14 protein-coding genes are annotated in these 19,755 nt (G+C 43.7%); 10 read left to right on the top strand and 4 right to left on the bottom strand.

What is annotated here, in order from left to right:
* Positions 1-41 precede the first annotated feature (41 nt).
* On the bottom strand, positions 42-557 hold the full coding sequence (locus F3I09_RS21535; RefSeq protein ID WP_149697117.1) for a hypothetical protein: 516 nt from the start codon (positions 555-557) through the stop codon (positions 42-44).
* Between the two features lie 269 nt (positions 558-826).
* Here F3I09_RS21535 and F3I09_RS21530 point away from each other — a divergent pair, with 269 nt between their 5' ends.
* On the top strand, positions 827-1,561 hold the full coding sequence (locus F3I09_RS21530; protein WP_149697116.1) for a hypothetical protein: 735 nt from the start codon (positions 827-829) through the stop codon (positions 1,559-1,561).
* Positions 1,562-1,885: 324 nt separating this feature from the next.
* Here F3I09_RS21530 and F3I09_RS21525 read toward each other — a convergent pair whose 3' ends face one another.
* The 3 genes from F3I09_RS21525 to F3I09_RS21515 all read right to left on the bottom strand — a co-directional run bounded on the left by F3I09_RS21525 (position 1,886) and on the right by F3I09_RS21515 (position 4,958).
* Positions 1,886-2,572 (bottom strand): trans-aconitate 2-methyltransferase, encoded by a 687-nt coding sequence (locus tag F3I09_RS21525; protein WP_149697115.1) that lies wholly within the window; start codon positions 2,570-2,572, stop codon positions 1,886-1,888.
* Between the two features lie 834 nt (positions 2,573-3,406).
* Positions 3,407-4,591, bottom strand: a complete 1,185-nt coding sequence (locus tag F3I09_RS21520) for a sugar transferase (RefSeq protein ID WP_149697114.1) — start codon at positions 4,589-4,591, stop codon at positions 3,407-3,409.
* Positions 4,592-4,601: 10 nt separating this feature from the next.
* Complete coding sequence (locus F3I09_RS21515) at positions 4,602-4,958, bottom strand: hypothetical protein (RefSeq protein WP_149697113.1); 357 nt, start codon at positions 4,956-4,958, stop codon at positions 4,602-4,604.
* Between the two features lie 304 nt (positions 4,959-5,262).
* Here F3I09_RS21515 and F3I09_RS21510 point away from each other — a divergent pair, with 304 nt between their 5' ends.
* From F3I09_RS21510 to F3I09_RS21470, 9 genes are all read left to right on the top strand, one after another.
* Positions 5,263-5,781 (top strand): DinB family protein, encoded by a 519-nt coding sequence (locus F3I09_RS21510; protein ID WP_149697112.1) that lies wholly within the window; start codon positions 5,263-5,265, stop codon positions 5,779-5,781.
* A 427-nt stretch (positions 5,782-6,208) separates the two neighbouring features.
* Positions 6,209-7,087 (top strand): AraC family transcriptional regulator, encoded by an 879-nt coding sequence (locus tag F3I09_RS21505; RefSeq protein ID WP_149697111.1) that lies wholly within the window; start codon positions 6,209-6,211, stop codon positions 7,085-7,087.
* Between the two features lie 376 nt (positions 7,088-7,463).
* The gene (locus F3I09_RS21500; protein WP_223233331.1) at positions 7,464-8,456 is read left to right on the top strand and encodes an aldo/keto reductase; all 993 of its coding nucleotides are present in this window, start codon (positions 7,464-7,466) and stop codon (positions 8,454-8,456) included.
* A gap of 1,031 nt (positions 8,457-9,487) precedes the next feature.
* Entirely contained in the window at positions 9,488-10,102 is a 615-nt protein-coding gene (locus F3I09_RS21495; RefSeq protein WP_188133910.1) for an RNA polymerase sigma factor, read from the top strand.
* Between the two features lie 48 nt (positions 10,103-10,150).
* Positions 10,151-11,365 (top strand): FecR family protein, encoded by a 1,215-nt coding sequence (locus tag F3I09_RS21490; protein WP_149697109.1) that lies wholly within the window; start codon positions 10,151-10,153, stop codon positions 11,363-11,365.
* A 257-nt stretch (positions 11,366-11,622) separates the two neighbouring features.
* A complete protein-coding gene (locus F3I09_RS21485) occupies positions 11,623-14,946 on the top strand; it encodes a SusC/RagA family TonB-linked outer membrane protein (RefSeq protein WP_188133909.1) in 3,324 nt (1,107 codons plus the stop codon).
* Positions 14,946-16,358: a RagB/SusD family nutrient uptake outer membrane protein gene (locus F3I09_RS21480; RefSeq protein ID WP_149697107.1), complete on the top strand. Its 1,413-nt coding sequence runs from the start codon at positions 14,946-14,948 to the stop codon at positions 16,356-16,358. Before F3I09_RS21485 ends, F3I09_RS21480 begins: the two co-directional genes overlap by 1 nt.
* 119 nt (positions 16,359-16,477) lie before the next feature.
* Complete coding sequence (locus F3I09_RS21475) at positions 16,478-17,404, top strand: ABC transporter ATP-binding protein (RefSeq protein WP_149697106.1); 927 nt, start codon at positions 16,478-16,480, stop codon at positions 17,402-17,404.
* Between the two features lie 5 nt (positions 17,405-17,409).
* Positions 17,410-19,704: a DUF4350 domain-containing protein gene (locus F3I09_RS21470; RefSeq protein ID WP_149697105.1), complete on the top strand. Its 2,295-nt coding sequence runs from the start codon at positions 17,410-17,412 to the stop codon at positions 19,702-19,704.
* Positions 19,705-19,755: the final 51 nt, after the last annotated feature.

Below are 19,755 nucleotides of genomic sequence, written 5' to 3'. Positions count from 1 at the left end.
CCCGGCAGTGGCTGGTCGCTCATGTGGCGTACCCGGGGCTTTTATTCACGCAACCATTTTATCATATGAGGGTAGGACGGGATTGCCTCAGACAGTACCTGTTTGCCGTCTGTTGTCATACCAAGTGCCTGTAACATGAACAGTCCCAGGTAATCGTTTTTACTGCAGCTATCTGTTATATCCTTACTGCCGCCTCTATAGCCCTGATCATGAAAAACAAAAAACGGATCTATCTCCAAATGCACACAAGCTGCGTAGGACCAGGCAATGGCCATCATTTCTTCACCTTCCCTGTTGCTTCTTTTGATGATGTTTTTGGCGGTCAGACGGTTACGGTGTGCGGGTTGTACTACTGCAATATGGCCCGCCTCATGTAGTATATCACCGGCATGCTCGAGAGCGTCTCTGTCAATAATGATCACTCCATTTTCAATCAGTAAGCCTGGCAAAAAGCTGTCAGCTTCGATTTTCCGGAATATTGTTTTGATACCAATACTGTTTAGAAAGCTAATACATTTCTCAAATGCAACGATCGTTTCATCATTATTATATGTCATATGCCTGTAAGCTACGTATATAAAACCACAATTGTGTAGGAGTTTTCTTTAATGGCGGGTGGGGGGATGTTTTTTTTTAGTTCAACCCTCATTCTCATATCGTTCGTGTCATTTTCACAAACCAGTAAGCAATTATTGTTGGCAAATCGATAGCCCAAAAAAGTTAGTGCGGAGTGCCATTACCAGTAAAAAAAATGTAATCGAGAGCTGTAAATGAAAGTGCAGGTGGCTTAGTTAAGACAGATCCTAAACAAAATAAAAATGTTAAAATGACAACGGGAATAATAATTGGCCTTATGGCAATTGTGCTCATAATAGTAGTAGTATATAGAAAAAGGATAGTAATCGGACAAACCAATCATGTTCCGGCTGATTGGCCAAAGATTACTGATATTGAACCTGATTCAGCGGTTAGTTTTGGATATAAATGTGTTTGGTTCGCTGTCAGGACTGATAATAAGAACAGACTGGCTGAAGTTTTTGCCCTTAAAGACATCTTTGATTGTAACTGGAAAATAGGAATAGACAGAGCATATAATGACGCCGTGTTTATTACACCAACAATTGATAACTGGACATTAGCTGTTGGCTGGGGACTTCCGTATGATGACGGTGAAAATGGTATTGAAAAAGTAAAAGATGCTTTGCAGACCTTAAGCAAGGAGTTTGGTGAAGCGCAATTTTTCTGCACGCATCGTGTCTCAGAATATCATTGTTGGATGAAAGCCGCAAATGGAGATATAGTGAGAATTTATAATTTTTTAGGTGAAGCTGGAGGAAATACCAGGGTCGAAGGTAAGCCAACGGAATTTGAGCAGACATTAAAACTTGCAAATACTCTTTCTGATGAGGCAAAAGATCCAAAATACTTTGATGATAAAGATCTTATATGGCCAGACGAAGATTTGGTAATGCAGATAGCCGGGCATTGGAGTATAGATCCTACGCAACTTGAATTCAGGCAGGATATTATGCCGGGTCTGGGCTTATTGGGCCGTAGATGATTGCCTCCTGTTCATCCCCGATGGCTGCAGGATTTCGCTTACAGGATAGAGCTCCATTGGTGGATGTTCGTTTTACCCGGCCTGCTCGCTACAGTAGTGGCGCTGCTTACTGTTAGTTTTCAGTCGGTGAAAGCTGCGCTGATGAACCCAATAAAGTCTTTACGTTCTGATTGAGACTTCTTCGTGACTGACTCGTCCATTAGTTAGTACAGAGGGAGCAGCAGTTACTGAAGAATGGGTGCAAACACCATGGACCATTAATGCAGCCACTTTAATGGCTCCAGGAAGTGTGCTAAAAACAAGTGGCCCAGTTCTTAATATGAACTATTTTTGATTCTTTATGTGAAATAAGATTTGCTTATTAAGACCTCCTTTATATAGAGGAATTTTGAAAAGAGGGCGTAATATGTTTTTCAATTCAATATAGATATACGATTTCACTATCTGGCTAAATTTATATCCCCTGCATAGATAAACTTCGTTATCAGCGTTCAGGTAATCAAAAGTGTGGCGTTTATATGAATTGACATGCTCTTCATGTAAAGGTTCCTGCTCGTCATAAGGAACAGCAATATATAAGTCTTTACATTTACTTAGCAGTTTTTCTACAACCTCTTTATGGTTAGGCAAATGTTCCAATACATTTGACATAATAATCACATCTACTGCGGGAATACTGGCAGCATCTTTAGCCAGAAAAGTTGCGATATCCCCGAACTTTTGGATACAAATCTCTATTGCTGCAGTTGAAAAATCAGTTCCGATAAATTTGGCTTTAGGATAGTATTCTTTATAAATGGGTATTGCATCCCCTAGTGCACAACCAAAGTCAAGAATAGTTCCATCGAAATCAGCATTCATTTTTAATCTTTTTACTATTTCATAAGCAAAAAGTTTAGTTTGATTTTCTCCGGCATTTGCTCTCCAGGACTTCCTGGTATTTGAACTAAATCTATCATCCCAATATTCTTTTGAATTAATATTGCCGATATTCGATAAATTCTGTAGCATAATATATTATTTTAATCTCAGTGGTTCGGTAAATGTGTAAGCTCCCCTGGAGCCAGTATGAAGACCGCACGAATAGAATTGTTTTATTTTATGCAATTTAGCTTCAGACCTAAGTCTGAAAATAGTTGTCGTTAGATATTTATTATAAAACCAGGTTCGTCTGTTGTATCTGGGAACAGATGTGTATCCTTTAATGGACAGGATTGCCCAAACAGTTTGGTTTTATTAATGGGGTACTCATAAGAAGTAAATTAAAATGGTATACAATCCGATTGCATTTACCGCGTGACATTCCTGCATTCCCGTATGTTGTTTTGCATCGTGGATTATGAGCTTATTGAAAACGTGGGCTGTAATATCTATAGTGGCCCCTTCATTAACCTATATTGTTGCTTAGCAAAATAACACTAATAACATTCTTTTTGTTTGGTGGGTACGAGCTTTACATCTCTTTTAAATGTGACGTATATGATCATCAGCTCAAGTGCTTTGCATGCTCATCTTTATGAGAAGGCAGCTCGTTCTATCGGGCAATGAAGAATATTACTATTTTACCAGAACACGACTGTCTTTCGGTGCCAAACGGAATAAGGACGAGGCTGTTCCGGGACCCCGCTCTTTTGAAGCGCCAGGAGCAAACTGGAGATTTCGATAGTTACCCTAAAAACAGGGAAGCAATGGTGGAGACAATGGCTGCCGGTTCATAAAACTATATCTCGAACCCAAGCAACTGTGATCCTGAAAAGTAGCTAAGAGGAATTTTCAAAATAATACCGCACAAGGTTTGTCACGGAGGAAGTTGTCATTGTTGTATAGTATAGCTGTATGCAGGACTCAATGCTCTGCATCAGTGGGGAAGAAGCCCATCGATACACGTTCAACTAATTTTCTTCTTACAGATGCGAAAATTGCTCCTCTGATAATTGACCAATTATATGACCAGCTCCTCTTCCTGGCATAATTTGTTTCAATAGTTATACGTTGTTTCGTGCTTAATTCCTCTTTTTCGCCTTTTTTCAGCACTCCCCAAATACCTGTCATACCTGCCGGTGCCATAAAGCGATCCGCTCCCCATTCAGATGTAAGCGAGCTTGCTTCATAAAGCGGTAAGGGTCTGTTACCAATAAAAGACATGTCACCTTTTAATATATTAAAAAGTTGAGGTAGCTCATCCAAACCAGTATTTCTTAAAAATGCACCAAATTTTGTAACTCTCGGATCATTTGAAATTTTGAAAAATACAGGACCAGAACCTTCATTGCTATATTGATTCATGTATTTTAATTGCTCCATCATTTTATCGGCCTGCTGCACCATTGTCCGAAATTTAAAAAATTTGAAAATATTATATCCTTGTCCTGCTCTATTAGCAACATAAAACACAGGGCCTTTTGATTCCAGTTTTATAATAATTGCAATAAGTACAAAAACCGGGGCGACTAAGAATATTAAAAGCGTACTAAAGAGGATATCAAATGTTCTCCTCCAGAAGAAACTTTCGCCAGGTAGCGGGGATTGGATCACCAACTTGTATTTATTCCTGTCTACCCGGTATTCATTTGCTGATTGCATTAAAAGATAACTCACTACATTGCGTAGTTCAATTGGGTCAAATGGTATTAAGAAACACCTTGCCAATTTTCTTGAATATTCATCAGGCAATGGTCGCTCTAATCTGTCTGGCAATAAAAGAATAATGGAATTATCCTTCACATTCTGCAAATCGCTGAACACCGATGCTGTACTATCACCGGTAACTATGATAATATCAGGGACTATCCCTTTTCTGATGTACGATATCGCCTTCTCATATCTGTCAAATGTATAAATTTGTGCAAACCTGCTAAGCAAATTATTTAAAATGTACCGGATGCCTGTACTGCGCTCAATTACCCATATAGCTGGTAAATTTTCTCTCTTCTTTCTATGAATACCTTTTTTTAGACGTACTAATGAAGATAACAAACCACAACCTATAGACACCGTAGCCAGGAGCGCAAATAATTCAATGTTTTTCATCGAAAAAAATTTAGCTAAAATTAAAAAAGGGATCACCCTGTATAATATGAAGCTGAATACGTTCTACCACATGTATTAACGAAACGCCCAAAATAGCATATTGTGCATATGGTAAAACTAACGGCAGGTTTTCCCTCATTGAAAGAGAAATGGCAAAAAATGTTAATGCCGCAATGCCTGTTGTAAAAAGAAACCTCGACTTGGATTGAATAAATAATGAAGCAGGATATAAAGCAGCAGTTAACACCCAATCTACTGGTTGTGATTTATGAAAGATATATGAAACTGCCAGCGGAAACAATGGTATACAGATACTAATAAACAGACTGGCTAGAAAATTATCCACTTTGGAGTTAAATATTCGCATGTATTATCATTTAATATTTAGTAGGGATCTGCGGGGTTAGATTAGATCATATTTCACCACATACTAACAAAAAACAACAAACAATCTGTTAATTAGTTGTTAACTTGAAAAAAAAAGGCACTATATGAAATCAGTGCCATGAAGTAGTGTCAGCGCACGCTTACAATGGGGATGGTAAAAATTTGAAGCCCCGTCATAGTTGATTCATCCATTTGTTAGTACAGAGGCTGGCGGAACTAATGAAATGCATCAGTGATGATTGATTATATGCGGGTACATCGTACCTTCATAAAAATTTTACATTATGATCGTACAAGTCCTGTTACAGGAGTTCGAGCATGAGGTGACCAGCACCAGGAAATTACTGCAGGCAGTGCCTGCAAGGGACATTGACTTTAAACCTTCGCCTATTTCCTGGACAATGGGTCAACTGGCCCAGCACATTGCAACTATTTATTACTGGTATGTGGGCACGCTTACCCAGGATGTTTACGATATGGCAACTGATCGTCTGGAGCGTGGCGATCCTGCCGATATCCAGGCAACGCTTGCTTTGTTTGAAGCAAATGTTGAAAAGGCGAGAGCAGCGCTAAAAACAGTTACAGAAGAAAAGCTGCAGATACAATGGACAATGAAAATAGGTGAGCGTACTGTTCTGGGGCCACTTCCGCGTGGGATGGTTTTACGTGGTTTTCTCTTTAATCATATCTATCACCATCGCGGTGAAATGATGGTTTATCTACGCTCGACGGGAAATATTGTGCCAAGCTTGTATGGTCCGACTTATGAGCAGGAGCAAGCCATGAAGAATGCCGCCAAATAAGGTATGGGTGTAGCACTTTTTTGTGGTTGTATTTATCTTATCAAGTCAATATATTTTCGCCTTCGTATAATATTTATTTGTTATTTTTAGTTATCTGTACTGAGCTTTTAATGATGTTTGAGCAACCTATATTTACACCCTCAATTGAATAACCATTTAACTGTTTAGACCATGCGAAAACCTATATTTCACAAGAGAAAATCTCACTGTTTTCATTAAGTATTATCCTCTTACATTAATTATCCTGACACCCGATTGATATTCCTGTCAATATCACTACAGGTATGTCATGTCATTTTAATGCGGTACTGCTTTGCCGCCTGTAAAAGCGTGTATATACTTCAAGGAAGTTTTTTTAACCATAAACGTGTATAGATGAAGAACATACAAATAAGTTTGGTCCTTTGATTTTCTTAACTTTGTAAACATGAATAAGCAAAGAATCACCCCCACTTCTGATTTCAATAATGAAATAAAGCTGAAAGGATTTAAAGCATATGAGATAGACAGCAAGACGGGGAAAGTTCACGGTTATAGCCGTAAAGACTTTTATAAGATCAGCTTGAATACCGGTAAATATATCTTTCATTATGCTGATCGAAGTTTTGAAACGGATGAGACGATCCTGTTTTTTGGTAACCCCCATATACCTTATTCCTGCGAGGTTATTTCCCCGATAAACGTGGGATATGCGGCTCTCTTTACAGAAGATTTTCTAAAGTTAAGCGAACGCTCAGAGGGCCTTTTGCAGTCGCCTTTGTTTAAAATTGGCGGCACGCCTATTTTGACAATTAACAAGACAAAAAAGAAAGATCTCGCTGCCATTTTTCGAAAGATGATTGCGGAGCAGGACACTGATTACCCATACAAGGATGAGATTATTCGCAACTATCTCAATTTGATCATTCATGAGGCACTAAAAATGCAGCCTTCTGAAAGCTATCCAAAACAAAAGAATGCATCTGCGCGTATTACAGCCGTATTTCTTGAGCTGCTGGAGAGGCAGTTCCCGATAGAAAGTACCCAGAACCCGCTGGAATTAAAATCAGCGCAGGATTTTGCCAAGGAACTGTCGGTACACGTTAATTATCTAAATAGTTCCGTAAAGGAAATAACCGGGAAGTCGACCACTACGCATATCGGCGAAAGAATTATCACCGAAGCCAAAGCCCTGTTGCAGCACACGGATTGGAATATTGCTGAGATCGCGTATGCGCTTGGATTTGAATATCCCACCTACTTTAACAACTTCTTCAAAAAGAAAACAGGGCATATCCCGAAATCAGTCAGATCCGCCCACCTTTGATATTTATACTTTTTCCTTTGTTTTCCTTTATTTCTTCACTAAGCATCTGGTGACCTTTGTATCCTGATCGGGGATAACAGATCATAACCAATTTGCAGGATTGCCGCTGCAACTTACAGCTTGAATACTCCTGAAAGGCTTGTTCCGTATCAAATTGAAGATGGGACAATGCCTGTCATCTCTGTATGTTATTCTACCTGAAGGAGCTTATCTCGCATGGTGAGGGGGGATCCGGCCGGGCATGGTATATTCCGTTAAATCCTATTGGAAGGATTAAACAAACTCAAAAAGCAAGAGATCGATGTAAACGACTTTCTTACATACACACAGGTTCAATAAATATTCAATTTTTTAAAATACACTAAATATCACAACCATGAGTAACAATATTATGAAACGTGTCTCACTCGGGGGACTCGAGGTTTCCCGAATAGGGCTTGGCGCTATGTCGATGTCCGGTTATTACAATATCGGAGCAGGCAGTGAGGCAGAATCCATCCGTACTATCCACCGGGCGCTCGAGTTGGGTGTGACCCACATCGATACAGCCGAGATTTACGGCCCCTTTTCAAATGAAGAATTGGTGGGAAAAGCCATCAAGGGGCGTCGTGACCAGGTAGTGGTCGCTACGAAATTCGGTCTCGTTTCTCACGCTGGTGGAGGCCCTGGAGTAATAGACAGCAGCGCAGCAAACGTCCGTATGGCAGTTGAAGGTTCCCTGAAGCGGCTGGGCACCGACTATATAGACCTGTACTATCAACACAGGGTAGACCCTAATACGCCAATTGAGGAAACCATTGGCGTGCTGGCCGATCTGGTTGCTGAAGGCAAGATCCGCTACATCGGTCTGTCAGAAGCCGGTACCGGGACGATCCGCCGGGCACATGGCGTACATCCGGTCGCAGCCCTTCAAACAGAGTATTCTCTATGGAGCCGCGACCCGGAGGCGGAGTTATTACCGTTGCTACGGGAACTGGGCATTGGCTTCGTTCCTTATTCGCCACTCGGCCATGGGTTCCTTACAGGTGAGATTACATCGCCCGACCAACTCTCCGATGATGACTGGCGCAAGACTAACCCACGTTTCACTGGTGACAACTTCAAGTACAATCTTCGTATTGTTGAAGAGGTTAAGGCTGTGGCCTCACAGCTGAATGCCACTCCCGCGCAGATAGCTTTAGCCTGGTTGCTGGCACAGGGAGACGACATTGCTCCGATTCCTGGTACCAAGCGGGTTGCGCGCGTTGAGGAAAACACTGCAGCCGACAGTATCCAACTGAGTACCGTGCAACTGGAACGGCTAAATAACCTTACATCTGCAGCAGGTGAGCGCCACGACGAAATGAACATGTCTGTCATCGATCGCTGATAAAGCGATCCATCTTCAGACAGCAATTTGAAAAAAATATGAAGAAATTAATTATTCGTGCAATCGCCGGAGCAAACATTAAAAGTTCAGAAGCAGGAGGAGTAGAAAGATGCATGCCAATTGTCGATAACAAAGGGTGCTTGGACATAGCAGTCTAAATAATGAAGCTGCGCTTACGGTGTCGTATCAAGACCCCGGAAGACAGTCAAGATTGTAAGATAAACAGTGTCAAAGACCATTATTAGAGTCTTTGAAACTGTTTATCTTATACATGTCAACAATCACAAAGAGTCTCTCCGCGAGAGCAGGTAGGGCAGGAGGTCTCAGCAAGGGATGTTAGACAAATACGGTCTCCTTTCAATGCGTCTTCCTTTAACTTACTGAGATTGGCAATCTTGATCTTCACCAGTTGCAGTTTTTTTTGTTTTGCGACTTTTTTCATAGTGAGTTGTATTTAAGTGGGTCCTCTCCTGTCTTTAGCCAGGGGGCAATGCCATGGAGTGGTTGTTCAGCACATATAAAAGTTCGACGAATGTCTTCGATGAGGCTTGTGCTATTTTAATTACAGGTGATGTACAAGGTCGAAGGAAATGGTACCAGGGTAAACTACAAATGGGTTTATTATCTACATAGGGTTAAACATTTGAGGGTTAGAGAATTAGATGTTCACCTAATTTAGGGAATTTTTTTCAATGAGGGAAATTCTATTGAGATGCTGGATTGTGATTTCAGGTCTGCTGGGGTGTCTGTGTTAATTAGGAGCAGTATTAAATTTTAGAATCAGGAGATCGAAAAGATGATCCAATTACGGATAAAAAGGTTGCATAAACATAACAGTAATGGACCAGGTCTACATCCGGCCTGGTTTAAATGGTGATCTCTCGCTGTACACTCATTTCTAATCCTTTGGAGGTCGACATGCGGCAACCTTGGTTATCTAAATATTGAAGCACGTCAACCGTCGTATGAAACACAGCCGATTCCTTTTACTTATAAAGGTTTTTAATTAAATTTGGCTCAAACGAGAGTGGGTGGCCAATAACGGCATTTTAAATACAAGTCAGCCAGACAGTGATCAGAATATCATAACACGCTTTTCACAGGGAGATGAAGCGGCATTCCGCATTATATTTAACGAACATCTGCGCCCCCTTTGTTACTTCGCACATAAACTAATTGGTCAGAAAGAAGAGGCTGAAGACATTGTCAGCACTGCATTTGCCCGTTTATGGGAACGTCGCAGCCAACAGACTGACCTTAATGCCGTCAAATCTTTTCTTTATGTGATGGTCCGTAATAGTTGCTATGACCTGCTCAAGCACCGGACGGTGGTGAATAAAGCCGAAGATGATCTGAGAAATGCAGAAGAACCGGAAAGCCTGGCAATGGATGCCCGTTTCCTGCAAACTGAATTATTACGCATTATTGAAGGTGAACTGAAAAACCTTCCTGAGCGCTCCCGTAAGATCCTCGAATGGAGTTTTCTGGAAGAAAGGAAGACCTCCGAAATAGCAATTCTCCTGTCCTTATCAGAAGCGCATGTCCGTATGGAAAAATCCCGGGCATTATTTCAGCTTCGTAATTTGTTGAAAAGTAAGCAGTTGTTGGAGCTGGTCCTGCTTATCTGGGCTGTCTTGAAAAAATAATTTCAAATCTTTGTTGCGCTTTCCCCTCCCGGTCGTTTTAGTATATGTATGCAACCAAAAGCTGAAGAATCGCCTTTACTGGTCCTAATTCTATATAAATGCTGGTCAGGAACTGAATTATCTCCTGATGAGCAACAGGTGCTGGATGGCTGGTTAGCCGCCTCAGACCTGAATAAGGCTGCTTATAATGAGATCCTTTCCGGAACATGGCCGGTAGCTGATCTGAAGTATTATAACAGCATTTCATATGATGAACAATGGGAAAAAGTACAACAGAAAATAGTAGCAGCCGACACACCTACAGGTGAAGTACCTGTCCGGTCGCTTCGTATTTGGTGGGCTGCTGCTGCTTCTGTTGTCATATTGATCCTGGCCGGCTGGTGGACATGGACCTGGCAGTATCGTCCTGCTGTGTCACAACAGGAAAAACAGATGCAGCTGGCCGATATTACACCGGCTAAACAGGGTGCCATACTCACGCTGGCAGATGGCTCACAGGTACAGCTGGATAGCCTGGGAAATGGCATTGTTGCAGAACAGCAGGGGGCTGAGGCGGTGATGTCCGGGGGAAGCCTCACTTATAGCAGAAAAGGGAACGTGAATGCCAACTCAGTTATATATAATGCTCTGACCACGCCCAGGGGACGGCAGTTCCACCTCACATTGCCCGATGGTTCTGAGGCCTGGCTAAATGCACAAAGTTCTATCCGCTATCCGACCAGCTTTGCAGAAAAGGAGAGAAGAGTTGATATATCCGGTGAAGTATACCTGGAGATAAAAAAAGATGTAGCAAAGCCTTTCTATGTAAATATACCGGGTAAAGCAGCAATAGCGGTGCTGGGAACTGCATTCAATGTAAAAGCATATGCCGACGAACCGTTTTTAAATACCACATTGGTTAGCGGGGCAGTAAAGGTCAGCCCCACCGGTATTGCGCAGTCAGTGACGCTGAAACCGGGGTATTCGGCACAAATACCTGCAGACAGACCGGAGAATATACGGACCACTCCTGCAGATCTTGATCAGGTACTGGCATGGAAAAACGGGGTATTCTATTTTGATAATGCCACACTGCAGGAAGTCATGCGTGAACTATCCAGATGGTATGATATAGAAGTAATATTTGAACCGGGACTACCCGAAACACACTTTGGAGGGAAAATTAACAGGGACGTAAATCTAGCCGGTTTGTTGAGAGGCCTTCAGGCCACCGGGATACAATTCAGAATTGAACAGGGACGAAAATTAGTGGTATATAAATAACAGTTATCAATCAAAATCGCAGATGTCAATGACACTCATCAGGTAAACCAACGATCAGAAAAACAACCATAAAAACAAAACCGGAAGTGGTGGAACACCTCCGGTGGATGATGGTTATCAAAATTCGCTGCAACACTCATTTCAACAACCAAACGATGCAATTTATGCAAAAAACTGCTAATTGGTCCGGGACCCTCATGTGCATATCTCAGAGGCCCAAGGACAGAACAGGTCCCTATTTAAACTTATTCCGGGCAATGAAATTAACAGTGATCTTACTGACCGTGGCTTTTCTGAATGTTCAGGCTACAGGCTTTTCTCAAAATGTGACGCTTAGCGGAAAAGATCTTCCGCTGAAGAAAGTGTTCAATGCAATTGAAGAACAGACAGGGTTTACCGTTTTCTATAGTCAGGAGGTGCTTACAAGCGCCAGACCGGTGTCCCTGTCAGTCAGGAATATGTCGCTGACTTCCTTTCTGGATGTGGTGCTGGCAGATATGCCCGTGTCATACACAATAGAAGGCAAAACCATCTATCTCGCAAAGAAAAAGGCGTCTGCTCCCGGTATCCCGTCTCTGGCTCCTTTGCCTCCACCCGGCGTAATACGGGGTAAGGTAAGAAGCGCATCCGGTGAATCACTTGCCGGCGCCTCCATTAAAATTAAACGTACCAGTACAGGCACCACTACCTCACATAAAGGCACCTTCAACCTGGATGATATTGTTGATGGTGATGTGCTCCAGGTTTCTATGGTAGGGTATACTACGGCGGAAATACAGCTGCGTAGCACAGAGCAGGGCTTTGTTGCAACTGTGCTGAACAGGAATGCCGCTATTTCTGTGAGGATGGTAAGGGAAGAAGAATTTAATGTGATCATCACGTTGCTACCTGTTATAAGCAATCTTACAGAAGTGGTGGTGAACAAAGGATATTATACCGAAATACAGCGCCTCTCCACCGGTAGCGTAGCCAGCGTTGATGCAAGAACTATAGAGAAACAGCCGGTTACCAACGTCCTGCAGGCATTGCAGGGAAGGGTTCCGGGGTTGAGTGTGGTGCAGAACAACGGATTTCCCGGCGCTGCATTCAATGTACAGGTAAGGGGTATCAATTCCCTGCTGAGAACTTCGCAACCGCTTTATATCGTGGATGGAGTGCCTTTTCTGTCAGAAGCGATCAATGCGCAGACAGGTACTGAGATATGGGGCGCGAACGGTTCTACCAGTCCGCTCAACAGTATCAGTCCCGCAGATATTGAACGCATAGAAGTGCTGAAAGATGGTGATGCTACCGCTATATATGGCTCCCGTGGTGCGAATGGTGTAATCCTGATCACCACGAAGAAGGGTAGGCCTGGTCTTACAAGATTTGATCTTAACGTAAGTACAGGATTGTCCCATATCCCTAAAACAGTCCCCGAGCTCAATACACAGGAATACCTGGCGCTGCGTAAACAGGGCTTAAAAAATTCAGGTATGACGCCCAATGCCAGCAACGCACCAGATCTCGTACTCTGGGACCAGCAGGCATATACAGACTTCCAGAAACTGCTGATCGGGAATACAGCTAATAATACTGATGTAAATGCAAGTGTGTCTGGTGGCGATCTCAGAACGAACTTCCTGCTCAGCGGAACATACCATTATGAAACAACTGTCTATTACCTTGATAAGTCCTATAAAAGAGGATCTGCCAACCTGAGTATCAATCATACTACAGCCGATCAGAAGCTTGGTATCAGTGTTTCTGCAATGTACGCTGCTGATAACAACAGGCTTTCTGTAGAAGACCTGACAGCCAGGGCATTCCAGATCTCACCTAACTTCCCGCTGTATAACCCGGATGGTAGCCTTTACTGGAACGGATTCCTTACACAGAATCCGATAGCGGTGATGATGCGTACCAACCGGAACAAAAGCTCCAATCTCAACACAAATGTGAATATCAGGTACCGGCCGCTGGCAGGACTGGAGTTTAAAGTACTGGGAGGATTCGGACGTGCTGATATGGACCAGGCGCAACTCATTCCCCGCGCCTCGCAAGATCAGTCAGTAGCTACCAATACCTCGCGCGCTACTTTCGCCTATAGCTATACCAACAACTACATCGTGGAGCCACAGGTGAGCTATGTAAGGCAAATAGGGCAAGGACGTTTGTCTGCTCTTGTCGGAGGTTCATGGCAATATAGAAAATCAAGACAGCCATATTATACACTGGCTTCGGACTTTATTTCAGACGAATTTCTCGAGAATCTGGGATCCGCAGCCACTGTAACTACCAGGTCCAGTTCTGTCGATTATAAATTCGCCTCCATCCTTGGAAGGCTGAACTATACGTACAAAGACCGTTATGTACTGAACGGGATCTTCAGAAGAGATGGCTCCTCCCGCTTCGGACCTAGTAACCGGTTTGGTAACTTCGGCTCTGTCGGTGCTGCCTGGATATTCTCTGATGAACCATTTATGGCAATACCGCATAAATGGCTGACTACGGGTAAGCTCCGCGCCAGCTATGGTATTACAGGTAGCGACAATATTGGCAACTACGGCTATCTCGATACCTATTCATCTACCACCTACAACTACAACGGCTATAACGGCCTGGTGCCTTCACGTATTGCTAACAGCAACTACCGCTGGGAACAGACCAAAAAGCTTGAACTGGCGCTCGAACTGGAATTCCTCAACGGGAGGGTGAAATTCACACCATCCTACTATAACAATAATACGGGCAATCAGCTGATCAGCTATACCATCAGTTCTCAGGCAGGTTTCTCCAGCTATCAGGCCAACTTACCTGCAAAAGTGCAGAACAGCGGACTGGAATTCTCCCTGAGCACCATCAATGTTTTGAAGAAGAACTTCACCTGGACCAGCAATTTCAACGTTTCCCTGAACCGTAACAAACTGAAGTCATTTCCGAATATTGAGAAGAGCTCTTACTATACCAGTTATATCGTGGGCAATCCTATTTCCGGCATCTACGTATACAAGTATGATGGCTACGATACCACTACCGGACTGCCCAGGGTGGCTGATCTCGATAAGAACGGTACAATATCATTCGGCCTCTTAGATCGCGGACGTGGAGACAGGTACTATTACGGCGCTAACTTTCCAAAATACTTCGGAGGGTTTAACAACTCATTTACCTATAAACATTTCTCACTGGATATTATGTTCCAGTTCGTGAAACAGAAAGGACGTGATCTGTTGACAACCGGATCCTATCCGCCGGGTTATATTTATAATGTGTCAAAAGCTTCACTGGAGAACTACCTTGCAGACGGAGCGCCCGATCAGCGTCATATACTGGGAGGATACAATGCTGCAGTAGGTAATTATCTCTCATCCGATGCCATGATAGTAGATGCTTCCTTCGTACGCCTGAAGAATGTATCGTTCGCTTACGACCTTCCTGTAAGAGTAGCAGCAAGACTGAAAATGAATGCTGCCAAGTTCTATATACAGGGACAAAACCTGTTTACGATCACTTCCTATGAAGGATTCGATCCGGAATCACAGGGCCTCTCACTTCCGCCATTACGTACTATAACTGCTGGTTTAAAATTTTCTTTCTAATGAGACTGACAACACTTATCAATAGTAAAAAAATATTAGCCGGCATATTGATTGCGACAGGCTTGTCCGGCTGCGAAAAACTAATCGAAATTCCTGCACCTGTTACAGAGATGTCCAGTGAATTGGTGTTCAGTTCAAAACAGACGGCCTTGTCTGCATTGTCCGGCGCTATGAGCAGTACCACCAACTCACTGACTATGGCTGTTTATATGACTGCCAGCACATCTATGGCAGCCGATGAACTCAGATTCCTTGCCAATACCAATTACGAGGAAACAGAGAACAATACCTATACGCCACTGTCCAGTACTTCTGCTGTGTCAACCCTCAACTCCCTGTGGGCGGATCTGTATGCAAATATATACCGCTTTAATGCTTTGCTGGAAGGTGTGGAAAGATCAACAGCCCTCAGCGATTCGCTGAAAACACAAATCGCGGGGAATGCAAAGTTCATGCGGGGACTGTGTTACTTCTACCTGGCAAACCTGTATAAAGATGTACCGCTCATCCTGATTACAGATGTCAACCAGACAGCCCTGGCGCCTAAAGTAACGCAGGCTGCTATTTACGAACAGATCATCACAGACCTTGTGCAGGCACGGGATGTATTGCCTGCAGACTTTTCCTCTGTACCCGGTGCAAGGACAGTCATCACAAAATGGGCTGCCAGTGCATTGCTGGCAAGAGTATATCTCTATACGGAACAATGGGCACTCGCGGAAGCAGAAGCCAGTAAGGTGATAGATGGTGGTGGTGCACTGTTCGCGATGAATACTTCTGAAACACTCAGCGATGTCTTCCTGAGAAACAGCAGGGAAGCTATCCTGCAGTTCGGCTCTTACATTTCTCCAACCACAGGTTATACCTATGAAGGGATGTCTTTCGCCAGCACCTATACACAGTATTCATTGAGGCCTGAATTTATGAGCAGTTTTGAAGATGGTGATCTCAGACGTACAGACTGGATCAGGGATACCACTTACCTGGGTGTAGTGAACCATCAGCCATATAAATTCAAGGTCATTACCAATGCTAATGGCGCGGGCCGCATGGAAGCGCCTACACCTCTGAGGTTGGCAGAGCAATACCTGATACGTGCAGAAGCAAAATTGCAACAGGAGCGCGCTGTTGAAGGCCGCGATGATATGAATGTAGTTCGCGTACGCGCAGGCCTTGAAGCAAGCGCTGCTACCGATGCTGCCACTATTGCACTGCAGATTGAAGAAGAGAACCGTCATGAATTCTTCTGCGAAAACGGCCATCGCTGGTTCGACCTGCGCAGAACAGGACGTATCAATACCGTACTGGGAGCACTGAAATCAACATGGCAACCGCGTGCCGCCTATTTCCCGCTGCCGCAGGTTGCTATAAACGCCAATCCTAACCTGAGACAAAACCCGGACTACGAATAGTCCTGTGCCCGGAACACACACTGTGTTCCGGGTATTTCATTCAAATACTGCTATCAAATCCTGACGCATCAGTACCTGGTGCCCGGGCAACTATTTGAGTTTACCAAGGAAATCAGTCTATGAATACAAGTATCATTAAAATCGAAAACCTGTCGCACAGGTACAGCAAAGCCTGGGCTATAAAGGATATCAACCTTGAAATAAGGCAGAAAGGAGTGACCGGTTTTCTCGGTTCCAATGGTGCCGGAAAATCCACTACTATGAATATCCTCTGTGGCGTGTTGAATCAAACCGAAGGAAGAGTACTGATAGATGGTATCGATCTCAGGGAACGGCCGCTGGAAGCCAAGAAACTGATTGGATTCCTGCCACAGAATGCACCATTGTACCTTGACCTGACCGTCGATGAATACCTTCGTCATTGTGCTTATATGCGCCTTATTCCCGCCAATAAGATCCGCTCATCGATGGATGAGGCCAAAGAAAGATGCGGCATTGCGCACTTCAGTAACCGGCTGATAAAGAACCTGTCCGGTGGTTATAAGCAACGTGTTGGTATTGCACAGGCCATTATCCACAAGCCTAAGCTCGTTGTACTGGACGAACCTACCAATGGTCTGGACCCTAACCAGATTGCGGAAGTAAGAGGCCTTATCAGGGAAATAGGAGAGGATCGCTCCGTGATATTTTCATCGCATATACTTTCAGAGGTACAGGCTACCTGCAATACGATCAAGATGATAGAGCAGGGGGTGGTTGTTTTCAGTGGAACGGTGGATGATTTTAATAACTATATCTCCCCTGATTCTATGATACTGCATCTTAAGAACCCTCCCTCAGAAGCAGAATTACTAGCCATTGAAGGAGTTACACAGGTACAGCAGCTTTCATCAAATAAGATCAGGATCAGCTTCAATACGGCTCCTGATATCAGCGGAGAAATGATCAGGCTTAGTGTGGAACGGGGATGGGCCATGCAGGAGATCCAGCTGGAAAGAAGTTCGCTCGAGGAAATATTTGCACGTTTATCAAATAAGACAAAATAATTAAGATGAAAATTGCTTTCAGAATAGCACGGCTGGAATTGAGTAATCTGTTCTTTTCTCCTGTTGCCTGGGTGGTATTGGTCATATTCATGATACAGTCAGGCCTGGAGTTCAGCAACCTGATAGAAAGAATGGAACGTGCCCAGCAAATGGGAATGGCTTCCCCGGGGATGACTGATGTTGTGTTTTCCGGTTATGCCGGGACGTTTATCAAAATAAAAGAATACCTGTACCTGTATATTCCCTTGCTGACCATGGGACTTATCAGCCGCGAAACAGGAAGTGGTTCCATCAAGCTTGTATATTCTTCACCTGTTAAAGTGAATGCTGTTGTATGGGGTAAATACCTGGCAATGGTAGCCTATTGTATACTGCTCATGCTCTGTCTGATATTACTGCAGGTATGTGCCGCATTCACTATTAAAAACGCTGACCTCTCCCTGATCGGTTCGGGTATCATAGGACTCTTCCTCCAGATCTGCGCGTATTCAGCCATCGGACTGTTTATGTCCTCTCTTACAACATACCAGGTAGTTGCTGCTATCAGTACATTGGCATTACTGGCCGCCCTCAGTTACGTCGGACATCTGTGGCAGGATATTGATTTCGTACGCGACCTGACCTACTTCCTGTCGATCTCCGGACGTGTGGATGAGTTTATTGATGGTCTTATCACCAGTAAAGACATATGTTACTTCCTCATCGTGATCGGTCTGTTTGTAGGATTGACCATACTCAAACTGAAAGGTGACAGGGAGTCACGATCCTTGCCCTTGAAATCAGCGAGATATGCTTTGCTTATCATGGGAGCATTACTGACCGGTTACATTACTGCCCGTCCACAGCTCGCGTTATACAAAGATATGACTGCCAACAAAAGGCGTACGCTGGCAGAAAATACACAACATATACTGGCAGGATTGAAGGGGCCGGTAAAGGTGACAACCTATGTCAACATCCTGGATGAAAACTACTATAGTGGATTGCCTGCGGCCCGGAACTCGGATCTGGCAAGGTATGCACCTTATTTCCGCTTTAAGCATGATATAGAGGTTCAATACGTTTACTACTACGATACGACCAATAACATTGATCTCTTCACCCGTAACAAAGGCTTGTCTGCAAAAGAAGTAGCCCGTAAAATGGCCGCTTCCATGGATATGGATTTTAAAGATTTTCTCTCTCCCCGGGAGATCAGGAAGAAAATTGATCTGCGTGCAGAACAGAACAGGATGGTGCGCATACTACAGTATGGCAATAAAACATCCTATCTGAGGATGTATAACGATATCATGCGTCAGCCAGGCGAAAAAGAGTTTGCTGCTGCGTTTAAACGCCTGTCTGTAACTCCTGCCAAAGCGGTCTTTCTGACTGGCCATAATGAAAGAAGCGTCCGCAGAATGGGAGATAATGATGTGAAATTGCCTACTACTGAGATCACCTTCAGGAGTTCATTGATCAATCAGGGTTTTGATGTAGAGGAGTTATCGCTGCAAGAGTTCGATATACCTGCCGGTGCTGCCGTACTGGTGATCGCAGATCCCGGTACACCTTATACAGATCTTGAACTGTCCAGGATAAAATCTTATATCGATGCCGGTGGAAATCTGCTCATAGCCGGTGAGCCTAAAAGAAAGGATATACTGAAACCAGTGCTCGACATCCTGGGAGTGCAATTTGATACAGGTATCGTATTGCAGCAGAGTGAAGACTTCGCGCCCTCACTGTTCAAAGCTCCGCTTACTGCAGAAGGGATGAAGATCCTTGATACCAGGTCTTCACCACGTCTCATGTCGGGAATGGTATTCCCAGGAGCAGCAACTGTTTCATGGAGTCATACGGATGCATCACAGACCTTCAATATAGTGCCGCTCATTGTCACTGATACTGTTAGTACTATAGTGAGAAAAGCACCGGTGGATGACAGCTTGCGCGTTGTGAAATTCGATAACAATCTGAAAGATGAAAAAGGCCGCTTCCCTGTAGTGGCAGCACTGACAAGGAAGATCAACAACAGGGAGCAGCGTATTCTGGTAGCCGGAGATGCTGATTTTATGAGCAATGCGGAACTGCTCAGAAGCAATATCCAGACAGGCAATTTCACTTTCCTGATGGAGCTGTTCAGATGGTTTTCTTTCAACAACTTCCCTGTTGACGTGTATAAAGAACCATCTATAGATGACGGTATACTCGTCAATGCAGGTGGTGTAGCCAGCATGAAATGGTTCCTGATTGTAATATTGCCGGCTGTGATAGTGATAGGTGTAGCGATCATGCTCGTCAGAAGAAAAAGAAGATAATAACCAACCATTATATATCCGAAGGCAGTTATCCATTGATGCTGCCTTCAT

Origin of the sequence: Chitinophaga sp. CF418, from assembly GCF_900142925.1 — a bacterium.
Taxonomy (GTDB): Bacteria; Bacteroidota; Bacteroidia; order Chitinophagales; family Chitinophagaceae; genus Chitinophaga.
This window is presented reverse-complemented; position numbering and strand designations above follow the sequence as displayed.